This window comes from Schinkia acidoalkalinis (assembly GCF_054301215.1).
Genome location: NZ_CP182573.1, coordinates 4,051,374 through 4,067,187 on the forward strand (window position 1 = coordinate 4,051,374; position 15,814 = coordinate 4,067,187).

The following is a 15,814-nucleotide window of genomic DNA, read 5'->3' on the forward strand; positions in this document are numbered from 1 at the left end:
ATAAAACTATTTTAATTATTTGTGTAATTCAAATATAAATTAGAAAAAAAAGATAATCAAGAATTGAATTAATATTCGCAAAAATTGATTTGAATTTGAATCAATTTCTTGCTTTTGCGATTTTTGAGGCTAATATTGGGTGAAAAAAAGGTTGGCATGAATCTTGCATCTTTATTCTTAAATAAGAAGGAAAAAAGTTATACAAAAACGCATTTATAAGGAGGAGATGCAGTTGAATACTTATGTTAATTACATTGGCGGGCAATGGAAGGGTCCAATGAATGGGAAGACGCGGGAACATTTTAATCCGGCTAAACCAGCTGAGAGTTTGGGTTGTACCGTTCTTGCCACAACCGAGGATGTAAATGAAGCGATTGGCGAGGCAAAAAATGCTTTTCAACAGTGGAAGCAGTTTTCTCCGGTGGAACGGGGAGAATTTTTGAGGAAAGCTGCTGATATCTTGGAGCTGGAAAGTGATGATATTGCAAAGACTGCCACAAAAGAGATGGGCAAACGATTTGCAGAGATGAAAGGGGAAGTAATGCGTGGTGCGATGATCTTACGTTATTACGCACAGGAAGGAATGAGGAAATTAGGAGAGGTGTTACCATCAGTCAATTCACAAAGTACACTCTATACACTTCGCGTTCCTATAGGGGTCGTAGCGGTGATTACTCCGTGGAATTTTCCGGTAGCTATCCCTTTATGGAAAATGGCACCGGCGTTGGTATTTGGTAACACTATTGTTTGGAAACCCTCTCAAGAAACGGGAATAACGGCCGTGAAAATTGCACAAGTGTTTGAAAAAGCAGGCTTGCCCAGCGGTGTTTTAAATTTAGTAAATGGTAGTGGAGCTGTTATTGGCAATTCCCTTGTAGAACACAAAGAGGTTGCTGCTATCACTTTTACAGGATCAAATCAAGTTGGCAAAGAGATTGCGGCGAAAGCGGTTGCCCAAAACAAAAAATATCAGCTTGAACTTGGCGGGAAAAATCCAGCCATTGTTTTAGAGGATGCGGATCTCGACTTGGCGGCTAAACTGACAATCGAAGGGGCTATGAAACAAACAGGGCAGCGTTGTACGGCCACAAGCAAAGTTTATGTTGAACAATCGATATACGATGTATTTGTAGAAAAGCTAATCAAATACGTCAAACAAATCAAAGTTGGGGATGGCTTGGATGAGACCGTAACAATGGGTCCTGTAGCCTCCAAAAATCAATTTGCTACTGTTTCCGCGTATATTGAAAATGGTATTGCCGAAGGTGCTGAGCTCATATATGGTGGAAAAAGCCTTGAGGGAGCTGAATGTAATAATGGCTATTTTATTAAGCCGACGATATTTGGTAATGTTACAAATAACATGACAATCGCGCGGGAAGAGATTTTCGGTCCAGTCCTGGCTGTCATAAAAATAAATAACTATTTGGAAGCCGTTACAAAAGCAAATGACACTATTTATGGCTTAAGTGCATCATTGTTTACAACCAACTTGGACAAAGCCTTTCATTTCATTAAACATATTGACGCAGGAATGGTACAAATTAACGGCGAAACCGGAGGAGCTGAGCCCCAGGCACCATTTGGCGGTATGAAGGAATCAAGCTCCGGGTCTAGGGAGCAAGGCCAAGCTGCTATTGAATTTTTTACAGCTTATAAAACAGTTGCTATTTCAACTTCCTTGTAATCCTTATCGTTAGAATATTTTAATAACATCTATAAATGAATGAAAATGAAGATAAAGGGGTGTCATCCATGGCTGATCAAGTTATGAAGTCAAACAACAAGGCGAGTGAAAATATAAAAATAAAGGAGGATAATGCACTATTAGAGTATCAAGCGGTTTTAAAGAAAGCCATTGCTGTTTTGAATTACCCGGATATTGTCTTTGAGCTTTTGAAAGAACCGATGCGTTTTTTAGAGGTCAAAATTCCAGTTCGTATGGATGACAATACAACAAAGATTTTCCATGGCTTTCGGGCACAGCATAATGATGCGCCAGGACCGACAAAAGGTGGAATCCGTTTTCATCCTGGCGTCACGGCTGATGAAGTAAAAGCATTAGCAGGCTGGATGAGCATGAAATGCGGGATAACCGATCTGCCTTATGGTGGCGCAAAAGGGGGCATTATTTGCGATCCAAGGTTTATGAGTTTACGAGAGTTGGAGGCATTAAGTAGAGGCTATGTGAGAGCGATTAGTCAAATTGTCGGTCCGACCAAAGATATTCCGGCACCAGATGTCTATACAAATTCGCAAATCATGGCATGGATGCTTGATGAATATGATCACATTCGGGAATTTGATTCACCTAATTTTATTACAGGCAAACCACTTGCTTTAGGAGGCTCACGCGGACGTGAATCAGCAACTTCAAAAGGAGTATTGTATATCATTCAACTGGTAAGCGAACTAAACAATATCCAAATTCAAGATATGAAAATTATCATCCAGGGATTTGGAAATGTTGGTAGTTTTTTAGCAATCTATTTGCATGAACTTGGAGCAAAAATAGTGGGAATTTCCGATGTGCTTGGTGGGGTATATGATGAAAAAGGCTTGGACATTCCATTTCTTTTTGAAAAAAGAGACTCATTTGGAGTATTTTCCAACCTATTTAAGCACACCATTTCCAATCAAGAACTAATTGAAAAAGAGTGTGATATTCTCATTCCTGCCGCCATTGGTGGGCAAATTACAAAGGCGAATGCAGACCGTCTTAAATGTAAAATCGTGGTTGAAGCAGCCAATGGACCAACTACAATGGAAGCGGTAGAAATGTTGGCGGAAAAAAACATTTTAGTTGTCCCTGATATTTTGGCAAATTCGGGTGGAGTTATTGTTTCTTATTTTGAATGGTGCCAAAATAACCAAGGCTATTATTGGTCTGAAAAGGAAGTAGACGAAAAATTAAAAGAGAAGCTATCATCGAGCTTTAAGAAAGTTTTCGCTACATCCCAAAGATACAATGTAAGTATGAAAGTTGCTGCGTATATAGTTGGCACTGAAGCTTTTGCTGAGGCATCACGCCTTCGTGGCTGGATCTCAATCTAATCTAAATAAATTGTAGAGCGGTCCTTTTCTTTTTTTTCAAACTTGAATGAAATAATAGATAATTGGTAATAATTTAAAACAACAGTTAATAGAAAATTTAAAATGGAGTGAAGAAAATGAGAAAATTTAAAAAGCGTTCATTTAAGGAGTTAGTCACGGAAAATAAACGGCAGCTATTAAATGATCAAGAAGCGCTAAGTAAAATAGAAGAGCGCTTAGAACAAAGGGCCCAGGCTAAATTAATGTAAAAAATAGCAGGAAAAGAAGTTTGAATTTCTTTTTCCTGCTTTTTCTTTTTATATAAAGAATGCATTTAGTTGATATTAAGAAAGGAAGCAAAAAAATTTACGGGAGGTTTTTCTTATGACAAATGGAACTACTAAAAATCAACAATATCAACCAAATCATCTTGGCACACAACCACGTAGCTCTGGTGGCAATAAAGGGAAGAAATATCAAAACCAAACCGGTGGATCACCTCAAGTGATGCAAACGAAAGGTGAATAGCTTCATTTTTGATTGATGAATAAAATTTTTATTATATGGAAAAATAATACGGTGAAAAAATGAATAAGGAGAGAAGCAAAATGACAATGAACAAACCAAAACCTGATGATCGTAGTGATAATGTAGAAAAGCTCCAGGATATGGTGCAAAATACAATCGAAAATATCGAGGCGGCACATGAGACGATGCAATTTGCTTCCCCGGAGGAACGAGCGAAAATTGAGGCAAAGAATAAACGCCGTGAAGAATCTATAGCTGGGATGCGCGAAGAAATAAAAGATGAAGCAGCTGCTCGTGAAAACGGCTACCAGTAGAGAGAACTTATGTGAAGGGCAGGAAACCATCCTGTCCTTTTTGCATTGTTCAAACTAATTGGTTTCGGACCTTTGTGGTAAAATTAAATAGAGACTGTAAAGTGCGCATATAGAGAGGGGAAGGTCAAGAACTATGTTTGTTTCAGAAGTAAATGTTGATGTACGTTATGCCGAAACTGATCAGATGGGGGTCGTTTATCACGCCAATTATCTAGTATGGTTTGAAATTGGACGGACTGCGTTAATTAGGGATTTAGGTTTTAGTTATGCCCAAATGGAGAAAGATGGTTTTTTGGCTCCAGTAGTGGATGCAAATTTATCATATAAAAAATCAATGCATTTCGGGGAAAAAGCAGTAGTCAGAACGTGGATTGATTATTATGATGGCTTCCGCACGGTTTACGGCTATGAGGTAGTGAATCCAGAAGGAGAAGTTGCGGTCTCAGGCCAAACCCATCATATTGTTGTTAAAAAAGACTCATTCCGTCCGGTCCGTTTTAAAAATTACTTTCCTGAATGGCATGAAGCTTACGAAAAAGCAAAAAAGCAAGGAGAGTAGTCTTATATGGCCTTTGGTATAAAGCGAGAGGAGCTTCAGCGTTGGAAACAAAAGGTAAGGAGTGGCGAAATCGCTTTTCTTACGCATTATTGGATCCATCCTAAATTCCCTGGGAATAAAACAGTCACAAAAGCTGGATGCAGTGATCTTGCAAAACTTGTGAATTGGGGAAAACAGTATGGTTTAAAAGAAGAATGGATTGATCAACGGCCTATGTATCCACATTTTGACCTCATTGGGATTAAGCAGGTTGATATTCTTTTTCAGGAAGGCTTAGAAAGTCATATTACCAAATTTCAGCTACCATCGATCAATGAAGAACACAGCCTTTATGCCGTTTTTCTTGAAATTCCTGAAAAGAAGGCAATCCAAATTGGTAAGCTGGGCATATTTGAATTTCCAAAAGGTACATATATTTATGTAGGAAGTGCAAAAAGAAACATCAAGGCACGCATCAACCGCCATATAAAAAAGGAGAAACCGTTTAGATGGCATTTCGATTATTTACGTCCTCATGGGAATATCTTGACCGTTGAAACCTTTGATGAATCAATGGACGAGTGCAGTCGTTGTAAACAAATAAAAGAACAATATCAGGCAAAGGAAATCATCCCTGGCTTCGGCTCATCAGACTGTAAATGCCCGGCGCATCTGCTCTATATACCAACACAGTTGCTATAGGGATCAGGCATCCAATAGAAAGCTACAAAAAGCATTAGCCCGATGCAAATTAAAAAACGAGATTTCAGCCGAACACTGAAATCTCGTTCTAGAATTATTAATTATATTGAAATTCAATTTCGTCGTAAGTTTCGTTGTAAGTTACAGTTAAATTATGGTTATCAAAATACCATTCATCATCACGTTCAACGTAGAATGTTATACCATCGTTCATGACTTGGATTATGGGCTCCTTCGGTTTTTCCACCATCATGCCCAAGGAGAATCCTGCCTGAAGATCACTTTCTCCTCCATATCTAGCGTAAAAACGTACACAGTCACCTTCTAATAACTCCATTTCCCGTTTGTACCATTCAAGTGCTGCTTTTGAAATCATTAGCTGCGTCATTTTCTTTCGTCCCCTTCCAGATCATGTTGTACAATTATATTTTAAAATTCTAAAAATTATATGACTGTGATATTTCTCACACAAATGCAAACCTTCACAATAATGAAAAAAAACTGTCAAAAAGTTGTGTATTGCATGATGGGCAATTTTGGTAATGCTTTAAAAGCCAGTTATATCATCAGTGCTTGACGGAGTGACTTTGGTGGTGATAAAACAGTATTATCGTCATCAAATGGTGGAAGAAGAAGCTTTGGTGGTGATAAAAGCTGGATATCATCATCAAATGGAGGAGGAAGTAACTTTGGTGGTGATAAAAGCCGGATATCATCATCAAATGGCGGAAGAAGAAGCTTTGGTGGTGATAAAAGCCGGATATCATCATCAAATGGCGGAAGAAGAAGCTTTGGTGGTGATAAAAGCCGGATATCATCATCAAATGGAGGAGGGAGTAACTTCGGTGATGATAAAAGCCGGTTATAATCATTAAACGCCCAAGGGAGCAACCTTCGTGATGAAAAAGCACATTTATTTAAATAGAAAAAGGGCTTCCCATTTTGGAGCCCCATCGTACTAGCCTATTCAAAATAATATGCTACACACCAAACTTTAGAAAATCAATGAAAATTACTTCCATCATCTTTCCGTACATTCCGGACAGCGACCATAAATTTCAAACTTATGACCTGTTATTTCAAAGTTTTCCATTTCATGATCAATGATGGTCATCGGGCATACATGAACTTGTTTCGTTTTGCCGCAGATGGTACAAATAAAATGATGATGGTGGTGAATTGATCCGCATGTGAATCGAAAATGCTTTTCTCCGTTCATATCTGTGGCTTCTAATATATTTAAATCAGCAAATAAATATAGATTCCGATAAATGGTATCAAAGCTGAGACCTGGGAAATCCTCTTTTAAAAGCTCTTGTACGTCTTTAGCTGTTAGATATCGATTATGATCGGAAAAAAGCTGAAGCATTTTTTCACGTTTATCTGTGTGCTTATAGCCACTGTCCTTTAGAATATCGATGGCTTTCTCAATATCCATTTACTCATCCCCTTGAAGCTTGTTCCCAAAACCAAATTTTACTTTTTTCCAATAGATTGCTGCAACTAAAATCAGAATTGAAAAAATAACAATCGTACCACCCGGTGCAATATCCAAATAGTAGGCTGCTACTAAACCGCCAATCACAGCTAGTTCGCCAAATATGATTGAAAAAATCAATGTTTGTTTAAACCCTCTGGCAATGCGGATGCTTGCTGCAACAGGTAGAGTCATTAACGCCGACACAAGTAAAACACCGACAATTCTCATTGAAGCTGCAATTACAAGTGCCACCATGATGATAAATAAAAAGTGAATCGATTTTGCATTTATACCAGACACTGCAGCGTGTTCTTCATCAAACGAAAGAGCAAAAAGCTCTTTAAAAAATAAATAAATTGCGGCAACGACAACAATCGTTACAATTAAAATCGTCCAAACATCAGCACGGCTTACGGCTGTAACACTGCCAAATAGAAAATTAAACAAATCAGTATTGAAGCCATCTGCCAACGAAATAAAAACAACACTTAAGCCGACTCCGCCGGAGAGAATAATCGGGATTGCAAGTTCCTCGTAATGTTTATAAACTTTCCGCAGTTTTTCGATGAACAAAGCACCAAAAACAGAAAATGCCATGCCCATATACATTGGATTTAATCCTTGAATGGAAGCAACCTTTTTTTCAATTAACATACTTGCAGCAATTCCAGCCAGCGTAATATGACTTAAGGCATCGGCAATCAAAGATAATCTCCTGACAACAATAAAAACACCAATAAGAGGTGCGATTAATCCAATCATTATGCCGGTAAAAAAAGCGTTTTGTAAAAATTCATATTGAAATAAACTGGCGATCATACGTAAGAACCTCCAAATTCATGCTCATGTGTCAACATATGAAGATCATGACCATAGATATTGGAAAGCTCAACATTATCCATATGTAGGAATTGATGTGAATCGCCATGGAAATGAAGGGTTTTATTCAAACAGGCTACATGGCTGGCATGGTTTGTCATCGTACCAATATCATGTGAAACCATGATAAGCGTAATTCCTTTTTGTTTATTTAAGTCTCCAAGCATATGAAAAAAGTTTTCTACATTTTTCATATCAACACCAACTGTAGGTTCATCTAGAATCAGTAATTCTGGTTTACTGACTAGTGATCTAGCAATAAAGGCACGCTGTTGTTGGCCTCCTGATAGTTCACCAATATTACGGTACACAAACTCCTCCATACCTACAGCCGAAATGGCTTCAAGCGCCAACTCTTTATGTTTTTTTGTCAGCCTTTTAAATAAGCCTACCTTAGCGACGAGCCCACTTAAAACAACCTCAAGTACAGTCGCTGGAAAACCAGTATTAAAACTATTGGCCTTTTGTGAGACAAAGCCAATTAAATGACGATTTTTCAGCTTTGAAATAGGGGTTCCAAACACATTGATGGCCCCTTGGTCCGGTTTTAAAATGCCTAAGATTAGCTTAATCAATGTTGATTTACCAGATCCATTTGGGCCAACGAGTCCAAGAAATGTAGCTTTTGGAATTTGCAGTGTTACATCGTCTAGCACTTTTTTATCATCATAACTAAAAGAAACATGTTGTATATCTACCGCTAACTCCTGAGCGTTGTTATTCATAACACTATCACCGTCTATCTGTATTTTCTTTAGTTCAAATCTTGTTTATCGTGATGGTCAAGTTTTTCCTTTTTTTCCGGAACAGGATCGAAGCCGCCAGGATGAAAAGGATTACACTTCACAATACGGATTGCGGTTAAATAACTCCCTTTGAAAACACCGAAACGTTTAAAAGCTTCCAATCCATAGTGGGAGCATGTTGGGTAAAAACGGCATGTTGGTGGCTTTAATGGTGAGATAAACTTTTGATAAAACCGAATGATTCCTATAAACAGCCACCGCATAATCGTCAAAACAACCTTCCGTTCTAAATTCGTAACCATTACGATTTATATTAAAAAAAATAAGGGAGAATGTCAATGAAATTAAATTATGCAAATAATTATTATATATTTTGAAAATTGTGATAACATGGTATGGAATAAATGCGAAAAAAAGGAGCTGGAGAAAGGGATGGAAAAATTAACAGAAGAATTAATTCAATTATTACAAGGGGAAAAAATTGTTTCACTCATTACAGTTGATAGTGAAAGCCAAAACCCTCATTTAAGTGTAGTATCATGGGTATTAGCGAATCCAACTGGTGAACAAATTCATATTGCGGTAGGGAATAAAGCATCTGTTATTCCAAATATCGAACAAAATCCGAATGTAATTTTAGGTGTCATTGGTGCTGGCAGCTGTTATGCGATTAAAGGGAAAGTGTCACAAACCAATTCTTTTGCAAAGACGATGAAATTTCAAACATTCACAGTGGATGTTACGTCAGTAGAAGATGTGATGTTCTATGGTGGAAAAATTTCTGTAGAACCTGAATATGTAAAAACATACAATAAAGAGTTAGCTGAAAAATTAGATGCAGAAATCTATGGAACATTAGAGAGTTTATTTAATCTGCATACAAACTAATATACTAATACTTACTTAAAAAAGGATAGAGAATCTATTTGTTGTAGATTTTCTATCCTTTTTAATTTCTAAAGTTTGTAAAGTTCAATCTTAGGCAGATTATTCTAAAATGGCAAGTTCCGGCATGTACTTTGTCATATGATGCTTCATTTCTTTAAAGGTACTTGTATTAGTAGGATACACATTTTTCAATGGCAAAACCGTATATTTGGAAGCATTTGTTTTTGTTACGATGGTTGGCAAAAAAGAGGGGTTTTTGATGTTGATTTCAACACCGCTTGCGCCAACTGTTTTTTCAACGTCTAATTGCAAAATCCCACCCGTTTCCTTGTAAATTCCTTTTTGTCCAGATAAAAAATTCCCAAGTGAATATACGACAAATGTTCTTCTTCCATCCTGTCGCTCAATCCATTCCGTTGGTTGCAAAACATGGGGATGGTGCCCTAGGATAATGTCAGCACCCGCATTTGCAAGCTCTTTTACCAATGCTTTCTGATTTTCATTAGGCACTCTTTGATACTCATTTCCAAAATGGACACTGACAACAACGACATCAGAAATGGATTTAGCCTCAGCAATATCTTTTTTCATATTTTCCAAGTTTATAAGATTGACTAGATAGGGTTTTCCCTTTGGTAATGGAATACCATTTGTGCCATAGGTGTAAGCCAAAAATGAAAAGGTAATCTCATTAGCTTTCAATGTCCTAATTACATTTTTGTCCTCTTCATTTTTGTAAGCACCAGTATAGGTCATACCGATTTTATTCCAATGCTGGATTGCATTTTGAATTGCTTTTTCGCCACGGTCTAAGGTATGATTATTTGCCATGGAAACAATATCAACTCCGGCATCTTTTAAAGCATCACCAACTTCAAAAGGGCTGTTAAAAGTTGGATAAGTTGAAAGACCGAGCTGTGAGCCGCCAATCATTGTTTCCTCATTGGCAAATGCCAGATCGGCGTTTTCAATAAAGGGCTTAACTTGGGCTAACATTGGTTTGAAACTATACCCATTAGCAGTTTTGGCGTCTTTATAAACGATACCGTGAATTAGAATATCACCGATCCCAACAAGCCTCGCTGTTGTTGGAGGTAATGACTTCGTATACTTGCTAACCAATTTCATCGGGTGGATTTGTGCGATGTTATCTGTAGTTGTTGTCTCGGATTTAAATTGGCTACTCATAGCATGATGGGTATGGTTCATGTACATTTCCAGCAACAATAATGCCGATAGGAAAAATAAAGTCAGGGACACAATTGTTAAATACATACTTATTTTTGTCTTCATAAGAATAAACTCCTAGAATATTTCTTTCTCTACTATAATACAAAACTAGACAATTTTTACGAATATTATAGAAATTTTTCTTTTTCAGTGACAATGTTTCAAAATAATGAATAATAGATGAATAAATTTCGAACTTCTCTCTCTTTACAAAACTTTTACATACTTAGACAATAAATACCGGTTGATTTTTTATGACTAACTATTAAAATAAGGTTATAAAATACAGAGATATGAAAAACTAAGGAGAGAATGAACAATGAAATTCCCAAAAACTATTATTTTAGAATCTGTAGTGGAACGTAAAAACCACCAAGCTTATGGACTTGAGTTTGTTCAAGAACTTGGAAACGATGATGCTGGTCATGACGAAATGGTTATTGTTATTTTTAAATACCAAGACAAATATTATAGTGTAGAAATCCAACATTTAGATGGTCAAAATAACTATGACAACTGGCCAGACGAAATCGAGTGCACAGAAGTTATTCGCAAAGAAGCGGTAACTTACTACTGGGAAGAGGTTAACAAACAGCCTACTCTTATTTAATGAAATCAATTTTGATTTGAATGTATTGATAAGATTATTAAGCTAATGATAAAGCTAACTTCTAAGGGGGTTACAAAAAACTACCTTAGATGTTGGCTTTTGTTTTGCACAGATATGAGTTTTTTCATTAAAATATAGGGGAAATATTTTTTTGACTTTGTAGGCATTATTTTTGCAAAAAATGAATAGCTGGTTTATATTATACTCATACGGGTATAAAGAAGGGGTGAATGAAATGGTTACAATCACAAAAGCAGCGCTTGAAAAAATCCATGAAGAAATGGAATATCTAGATAACCAAGATCAAGACTTGTTTCTTCGTCTAGGCCTGGGCCTTGGCTGAGGGGGTCCACAGCTTAGCCTGACTCTGGAGGAGTCAGCATTACCAAATGATGAGCAATTCGAAGAAGACGGCATCAAGTTTTTAGTAAATGAGAGAGACAAAGCCTATTTTAATGGTGTTTCCCTTGACTACCATAACTCTTGGGCTGGCGGAAGCTTTACATTAGTGGATGCCAACGGCAAGGAAGTTGGCGGAAATTGTTAATAAAAAACCACCTTTTTGAAGGTGGTTTTTTCTATTTTTCTCTGATTCAAAGGATGGTTAACATTATTGGGATTGGATGGTCCAATAAACTGTATTTGACTTAGGATAAGAAAGTAGTACCTATAACAAATTTTACGAAATAATATTGTTGGAATGGTGGTATCTTATAGTGAAATCTTATCTTTCGTCAAGGGTGGAGCAATTAAAACCTTCCGGAATACGTAAATTTTTTGACTTAGCTAATAAAATAGATGGAGTAATTTCATTGGGGGTAGGAGAACCAAATTTTATTACTCCGTGGTCTATACGTCAAGCTTCAATTTTATCAATGGAACGAGGTTATACTTCGTATACTGAAATTGAAGGACAATTGGAACTCCGTAAGGTAATAGCTAAATATATGGAAAATCGTTTCCATGTTTCCTATTCTCCGAGTAAAGAAATAATTGTTACAATAGGAGGCAGTCAAGCTTTAGATGTTTCATTAAGAGCTATTTTAAATCCAGGTGATGAAGTAATAATATTAGAACCAAGTTATGTTGCATATAGGGCAGTGGTATCGTTAGCTGGTGGGTTACCTGTACCCATTGCTACCTCCTTTCAGCATGAGTTTAAACCTCAACCTGAACAAATAAAACAAGCGATTTCTCCAAAAACAAAAGCAATCATTCTTTGTTTTCCTAATAATCCAACAGGAACTTTGTTAAATAAACAGGAGTTAGAAGTAATTTCCGATATAATTATTGAACATGATTTATTAGTTATTTCAGATGAAATTTATGCTGAACTGACATATGAAGAGGGCGCATTCTGCTCCATTGCCTCTATTAAGGGGATGAGAGAACGGACGATTCTTGTATCTGGCTTTTCAAAAAGTTTTGCGATGACGGGGTGGAGGTTGGGCTTCATATGTGCCCCTGAATATTTAACGCAGCACATATTAAAGATTACTCAACACACAATCTTAAGTGCTCCTTCAATTACCCAGTATGGTGCGATTGAAGCATTGAAATATGGACAAAAGTATATAGACGACATGAGAATTTCCTATCGCGAACGTCGAAACTTTTTAGTAAAAGAACTAAATGAAATGGGATTACATTGTCATTTACCAGAAGGGGCTTTCTACGTATTTCCATCAATAAACAAAACGGGGCTAACATCAGAACAATTTGCTGAAAAGCTTTTAACCCAACAGAAGGTGGCTGTAGTACCCGGTAGCGCCTTCGGAGATAGTGGAGAGGGGCATGTACGTTGCTCTTATGCAACTTCGATGGAAAAATTGCGCGAGGCAACGGTAAGAATCAAACAATTTATTAAAAAATGTGATATTTTGTGATATTGAGTGGATGGTTAAATAAATAGGTAATTGGATGGTTTCAAAAGTTTTATATCAAGTAAGATAAAGAAAATGAAATCTACTGAGCTGTTAAGTTATATCCTATCTCTATCTATTCTTTGGTTATTTTGGGAGGCACTACTATGACAATAAGCTTTATGGTTATGATGATGGTAACTCTGATAGCAATATTAGCTTGTGGTTTAAGTCTCGGAATTATTTCACAAAAATATGGGAAATTTAATCTTTTGAATTTCATTCCCATTTTAATCGCAATAGAGATGTTTAATATTGTGTATGCTTTAGTTGAAATGTCGCGGGCTGGAAGGCTTTAAGGGCTTTACTCTTTTTGAGTAAGGCCTTTTTTATTTGTTCACCATCCAATTATAAATATATATTCCCTAAACATCATTGATAAATAAAAGAGTTTTCGATAGATACAAGCATTATTTTTATTGTAACACACCATCCAATTTTTAATATTTTATGATTCGCCATCAATCTTTGAACAGTCGTTGAATCATGAAGAAAGTGTGAAATACATCACGTTTTGTCTTTTGCTTCGGAAGTATTCTTTAAAAGAAATTATAAGTAATTTCAAATCTATTCGGAAGGAGTGATAAAATGAATCGCCATTTTATAAGCATTTTTGCAATTGGTGTTTTGCTTGGTTTTGTACTGATATATGGAGTTGGCCAATTGGAGGCAGGAGGGGAAGCAGCAGCCCCAATTGCTGAAACTAGCAAAACCTCTAGTACCGTAGCTGATAAAAGTGCGGAACCAGTGAAACAAGCAGAAAAGGAGCCCGCAAAACCAATTGCTCCAGAAGCAACAATCTTTGTTCAAAAAACGTGCATTACCTGCCATGCCATTTCAGAATATGGATCAGGCGGTGGAGAGCAAGGACCGGATTTAACATCTCCGATGATGGGGACTTACATCAAGGAAAAATACGGTATTTCTCTTCGAGAATATTTGGATAATCCAAAAAGTTCAGTAATGGCTCCAATTCTTGCAAATTTAAAGCTTACTGATGAAGAAAAGGACAAAATTGCCGAGCTTTTAACAGAAAAAGCAAAATAGGAGGGAACCTTGATGGGAGTTAAAAAGAAGAAATGGGTGACACCACTTGTAACTGGATTGTTATCAGGCGCGTTAATTGCATCTCTATTTGTTGATTTCCAACAGCCTGCCGTAACAGCCAATCCTGCAGCTCCGGTATTTAAAACGGCTGCAGAAAAAACATATGTCCCACCGGGCAGTTTGGATGATTATTATTTATTTGCATCCGGCGGTCATTCAGGAAACATTTTTGTCTATGGTGTCCCATCGATGAGACGTATTCGCACAATCCCAGTATTTACACCGGAATCAGCTGCAGGCTATGGCTGGAGTAAAGAAACGAAGGAAATGCTAGGGGATTATACATGGGGTGATCTACACCATGTTGCCATTAGTGAAACGAAAGGTGAATATGATGGGAGAGTTTTATTTGCCACTGATGTTCAAAATGATAGAGCTGCAGTCGTTGACTTGAAAACGTTCCATACAGTTGATATCTTGGGACCTATTCCTAATGTTAGTGGTCCGCACTGTGCAGCGTTTGTAACGCCAAACTCTGAATATTTATTCCTACCAACCCGTTTCTCTAGACCACTTGGTAGTGATTATGCCGAGTTGAAGGATTTCAGTGAAAAGTATAAAGGGGTATTGGCTGCCACAAAATATGATTTTAAAAAGCAAAAATTAGGGTTGGCATGGGAAGTTATGCTTCCACCTTGGTCCTATGATTTATCAGATGCAGGGAAAAAAGTGTCTGATGGTTGGGGTGTTATGTCTACCTATAATACGGAAGAAGCAATTACGACACTGGAAGTGAATGCTTCAAAAAATGATCGCGATTTTCTAGTTCTTTTCAACTGGAAGGGTATTGAAAAGGAAGTGCAAAAAGGAAATTATTCGATGGTGAATGGAGCAAAGATGTTTGACCCAGTAAAGACTCCAGGCTACGTTTTCCTACTTCCTGTAGCAAAAAGTCCACATGGTGTCGACTTTACACCTGATGGTAAATACTTTGTCTCAAGTGGAAAACTATCACCAACGGCAACGGTCTATGACTTTGAAAAGGCAATGACAGCAATTAAAAATAAAGATTATGAAGGTGAAGTTAAAGGTATGCCGGTGTTAACCTACGACTCCGTTCGCAAACATGAAGTTGAAGTTGGTTTAGGACCATTGCATACTCAGTTTGATAACCGTGGAAATGCCTATACTACTTTATTCATTGACAGTGCAATCACAAAATGGAACATTGCAACAGGTAAAGTAGTTGATAAAATCCCGGTACAATATTCACCAGGACATGCTTCTGCTGCTGAGGGTGACTCTGTATCACCAGATGGAAACTGGCTCGTATCATTAAACAAAATTGCCAAGGATTCTTATTTGTCAGTTGGGCCATCCCATCCAGAAAGCTTGCAGCTTATTGATATTTCAGGAGATAAAATGGAGATGGTTTATAGTGCTCCTGTTGACCCTGAACCACACTATGCTCAAATGATTAAGGCGGATAAAATTAAGCCAATTAAAACATATCCAAAAGAAGTAAAACGTCCAAATTCAGTTTGGAAAGCGGAAGATGCTCACATTGAACGAAAAGGAAATGAAGTTCATGTATATGGAATAGCTGTACGCTCACGCTTTGTTTTTGATGGTAAGAGCAATATTCCGGACCAAGTAAAAGTGAAGCAGGGTGACAAAGTCGTATTCCATATTACCAATATCGATTTGGATCAAGATATCACACATGGTTTTGGGATAACAAGATATAACGAGAATATGGAGATACAACCTGGGGAAACGAATACAATAGAATTTGTAGCTGAAAAATCGGGCGTATTCCCGATTGCATGTACCAACTTCTGTTCAGCCTTACACCAAGAAATGACAGGCTACCTATTAGTTGAACCCAAATAATCAT

20 protein-coding genes and 1 pseudogene are annotated in these 15,814 nt (G+C 37.2%); 15 read left to right on the forward strand and 6 right to left on the reverse strand.

Translation table 11 applies throughout. The annotated features are described in order from the left end of the window. The first annotated feature begins 226 nt into the window (after positions 1 to 226). From ACNQFZ_RS20640 to ACNQFZ_RS20675, 8 genes and pseudogenes are all read left to right on the forward strand, one after another. Positions 227 to 1,687, forward strand: a complete 1,461-nt coding sequence (locus ACNQFZ_RS20640; RefSeq protein ID WP_458413162.1) for an aldehyde dehydrogenase family protein — start codon at positions 227 to 229, stop codon at positions 1,685 to 1,687. Between the two features lie 83 nt (positions 1,688 to 1,770). Next, positions 1,771 to 3,054, forward strand: coding sequence for a Glu/Leu/Phe/Val family dehydrogenase (locus tag ACNQFZ_RS20645; RefSeq protein ID WP_458415463.1), 1,284 nt, complete (start codon positions 1,771 to 1,773; stop codon positions 3,052 to 3,054). Between the two features lie 116 nt (positions 3,055 to 3,170). Further along, entirely contained in the window at positions 3,171 to 3,302 is a 132-nt protein-coding gene (locus ACNQFZ_RS20650) for an FbpB family small basic protein (RefSeq protein WP_458413163.1), read from the forward strand. Between the two features lie 115 nt (positions 3,303 to 3,417). After that, positions 3,418 to 3,561: an acid-soluble spore protein N gene (locus tag ACNQFZ_RS20655; protein ID WP_458413164.1), complete on the forward strand. Its 144-nt coding sequence runs from the start codon at positions 3,418 to 3,420 to the stop codon at positions 3,559 to 3,561. Positions 3,562 to 3,647: 86 nt separating this feature from the next. Further along, a complete protein-coding gene (gene tlp / locus ACNQFZ_RS20660; protein WP_458415464.1) occupies positions 3,648 to 3,875 on the forward strand; it encodes a small acid-soluble spore protein Tlp in 228 nt (75 codons plus the stop codon). 133 nt (positions 3,876 to 4,008) lie between these two features. After that, the gene (locus ACNQFZ_RS20665; RefSeq protein ID WP_458413165.1) at positions 4,009 to 4,434 is read left to right on the forward strand and encodes an acyl-CoA thioesterase; all 426 of its coding nucleotides are present in this window, start codon (positions 4,009 to 4,011) and stop codon (positions 4,432 to 4,434) included. A gap of 6 nt (positions 4,435 to 4,440) precedes the next feature. Continuing rightward, positions 4,441 to 4,737, forward strand: a pseudogene (locus ACNQFZ_RS20670) (hypothetical protein); the annotation flags it as partial. An 84-nt stretch (positions 4,738 to 4,821) separates the two neighbouring features. Continuing rightward, complete coding sequence (locus ACNQFZ_RS20675) at positions 4,822 to 5,115, forward strand: GIY-YIG nuclease family protein (RefSeq protein ID WP_458415465.1); 294 nt, start codon at positions 4,822 to 4,824, stop codon at positions 5,113 to 5,115. 97 nt (positions 5,116 to 5,212) lie between these two features. Here ACNQFZ_RS20675 and ACNQFZ_RS20680 read toward each other — a convergent pair whose 3' ends face one another. After that, positions 5,213 to 5,503, reverse strand: a complete 291-nt coding sequence (locus ACNQFZ_RS20680) for a HesB/YadR/YfhF family protein (protein ID WP_458413166.1) — start codon at positions 5,501 to 5,503, stop codon at positions 5,213 to 5,215. A gap of 202 nt (positions 5,504 to 5,705) precedes the next feature. Here ACNQFZ_RS20680 and ACNQFZ_RS20685 point away from each other — a divergent pair, with 202 nt between their 5' ends. Continuing rightward, on the forward strand, positions 5,706 to 5,990 hold the full coding sequence (locus tag ACNQFZ_RS20685) for a hypothetical protein (RefSeq protein WP_458413167.1): 285 nt from the start codon (positions 5,706 to 5,708) through the stop codon (positions 5,988 to 5,990). A gap of 146 nt (positions 5,991 to 6,136) precedes the next feature. On the opposite strand, the gene ACNQFZ_RS20690 is transcribed toward ACNQFZ_RS20685, so the two are convergent. The 4 genes from ACNQFZ_RS20690 to yidD are packed head-to-tail and all read right to left on the reverse strand — an operon-like array spanning position 6,137 to position 8,483. After that, the gene (locus ACNQFZ_RS20690) at positions 6,137 to 6,553 is read right to left on the reverse strand and encodes a Fur family transcriptional regulator (protein WP_458413168.1); all 417 of its coding nucleotides are present in this window, start codon (positions 6,551 to 6,553) and stop codon (positions 6,137 to 6,139) included. Next, positions 6,554 to 7,414, reverse strand: coding sequence for a metal ABC transporter permease (locus ACNQFZ_RS20695; RefSeq protein WP_458413169.1), 861 nt, complete (start codon positions 7,412 to 7,414; stop codon positions 6,554 to 6,556). Further along, positions 7,411 to 8,199, reverse strand: coding sequence for a metal ABC transporter ATP-binding protein (locus ACNQFZ_RS20700; protein WP_458413170.1), 789 nt, complete (start codon positions 8,197 to 8,199; stop codon positions 7,411 to 7,413). Before ACNQFZ_RS20700 ends, ACNQFZ_RS20695 begins: the two co-directional genes overlap by 4 nt. Positions 8,200 to 8,228: 29 nt before the next feature. Next, positions 8,229 to 8,483 (reverse strand): membrane protein insertion efficiency factor YidD, encoded by a 255-nt coding sequence (gene yidD / locus ACNQFZ_RS20705; RefSeq protein WP_458415466.1) that lies wholly within the window; start codon positions 8,481 to 8,483, stop codon positions 8,229 to 8,231. Between the two features lie 169 nt (positions 8,484 to 8,652). On the opposite strand from yidD, the gene ACNQFZ_RS20710 reads away from it, so the two are divergent. Next, complete coding sequence (locus ACNQFZ_RS20710) at positions 8,653 to 9,108, forward strand: pyridoxamine 5'-phosphate oxidase family protein (protein WP_458413171.1); 456 nt, start codon at positions 8,653 to 8,655, stop codon at positions 9,106 to 9,108. A gap of 99 nt (positions 9,109 to 9,207) precedes the next feature. Here ACNQFZ_RS20710 and ACNQFZ_RS20715 read toward each other — a convergent pair whose 3' ends face one another. Continuing rightward, the gene (locus ACNQFZ_RS20715) at positions 9,208 to 10,401 is read right to left on the reverse strand and encodes a CapA family protein (RefSeq protein ID WP_458413172.1); all 1,194 of its coding nucleotides are present in this window, start codon (positions 10,399 to 10,401) and stop codon (positions 9,208 to 9,210) included. Positions 10,402 to 10,657: 256 nt separating this feature from the next. Between ACNQFZ_RS20715 and ACNQFZ_RS20720 the strand changes: the two genes are divergently transcribed. The 5 genes from ACNQFZ_RS20720 (at position 10,658) to nosZ (ending at position 15,810) form a co-directional block, all read left to right on the forward strand. Next, the gene (locus tag ACNQFZ_RS20720) at positions 10,658 to 10,948 is read left to right on the forward strand and encodes a hypothetical protein (RefSeq protein ID WP_458413173.1); all 291 of its coding nucleotides are present in this window, start codon (positions 10,658 to 10,660) and stop codon (positions 10,946 to 10,948) included. 716 nt (positions 10,949 to 11,664) lie between these two features. Further along, positions 11,665 to 12,834 carry an aminotransferase gene (locus ACNQFZ_RS20725; protein WP_458413174.1) on the forward strand — a complete coding sequence of 390 codons (1,170 nt, stop codon included), beginning with the start codon at positions 11,665 to 11,667 and terminating at the stop codon, positions 12,832 to 12,834. A gap of 143 nt (positions 12,835 to 12,977) precedes the next feature. Beyond that, positions 12,978 to 13,169, forward strand: coding sequence for a hypothetical protein (locus ACNQFZ_RS20730; RefSeq protein WP_458413175.1), 192 nt, complete (start codon positions 12,978 to 12,980; stop codon positions 13,167 to 13,169). Positions 13,170 to 13,458: 289 nt separating this feature from the next. Beyond that, positions 13,459 to 13,917, forward strand: coding sequence for a c-type cytochrome (locus ACNQFZ_RS20735; RefSeq protein WP_458413176.1), 459 nt, complete (start codon positions 13,459 to 13,461; stop codon positions 13,915 to 13,917). Between the two features lie 12 nt (positions 13,918 to 13,929). Further along, a complete protein-coding gene (gene nosZ / locus ACNQFZ_RS20740) occupies positions 13,930 to 15,810 on the forward strand; it encodes a Sec-dependent nitrous-oxide reductase (protein ID WP_458413177.1) in 1,881 nt (626 codons plus the stop codon). Positions 15,811 to 15,814: the final 4 nt, after the last annotated feature.

Coding starts and splice junctions, on each gene's coding strand:
- ACNQFZ_RS20665 (WP_458413165.1), top strand. CDS start 4,009: ATGTTTGTTTCAGAAGTAAATGTTGATGTACGTTATGCCGAAACTGAT.
- ACNQFZ_RS20640 (WP_458413162.1), top strand. CDS start 227: ATGCAGTTGAATACTTATGTTAATTACATTGGCGGGCAATGGAAGGGT.
- ACNQFZ_RS20695 (WP_458413169.1), bottom strand. CDS start 7,414: ATGATCGCCAGTTTATTTCAATATGAATTTTTACAAAACGCTTTTTTT.
- ACNQFZ_RS20690 (WP_458413168.1), bottom strand. CDS start 6,553: ATGGATATTGAGAAAGCCATCGATATTCTAAAGGACAGTGGCTATAAG.
- ACNQFZ_RS20710 (WP_458413171.1), top strand. CDS start 8,653: ATGGAAAAATTAACAGAAGAATTAATTCAATTATTACAAGGGGAAAAA.
- ACNQFZ_RS20735 (WP_458413176.1), top strand. CDS start 13,459: ATGAATCGCCATTTTATAAGCATTTTTGCAATTGGTGTTTTGCTTGGT.
- ACNQFZ_RS20655 (WP_458413164.1), top strand. CDS start 3,418: ATGACAAATGGAACTACTAAAAATCAACAATATCAACCAAATCATCTT.
- ACNQFZ_RS20715 (WP_458413172.1), bottom strand. CDS start 10,401: ATGAAGACAAAAATAAGTATGTATTTAACAATTGTGTCCCTGACTTTA.
- ACNQFZ_RS20680 (WP_458413166.1), bottom strand. CDS start 5,503: ATGACGCAGCTAATGATTTCAAAAGCAGCACTTGAATGGTACAAACGG.
- ACNQFZ_RS20730 (WP_458413175.1), top strand. CDS start 12,978: ATGACAATAAGCTTTATGGTTATGATGATGGTAACTCTGATAGCAATA.
- yidD (WP_458415466.1), bottom strand. CDS start 8,483: ATGCGGTGGCTGTTTATAGGAATCATTCGGTTTTATCAAAAGTTTATC.
- ACNQFZ_RS20720 (WP_458413173.1), top strand. CDS start 10,658: ATGAAATTCCCAAAAACTATTATTTTAGAATCTGTAGTGGAACGTAAA.
- ACNQFZ_RS20650 (WP_458413163.1), top strand. CDS start 3,171: ATGAGAAAATTTAAAAAGCGTTCATTTAAGGAGTTAGTCACGGAAAAT.
- nosZ (WP_458413177.1), top strand. CDS start 13,930: ATGGGAGTTAAAAAGAAGAAATGGGTGACACCACTTGTAACTGGATTG.
- ACNQFZ_RS20645 (WP_458415463.1), top strand. CDS start 1,771: ATGAAGTCAAACAACAAGGCGAGTGAAAATATAAAAATAAAGGAGGAT.
- ACNQFZ_RS20700 (WP_458413170.1), bottom strand. CDS start 8,199: ATGAATAACAACGCTCAGGAGTTAGCGGTAGATATACAACATGTTTCT.
- tlp (WP_458415464.1), top strand. CDS start 3,648: ATGAACAAACCAAAACCTGATGATCGTAGTGATAATGTAGAAAAGCTC.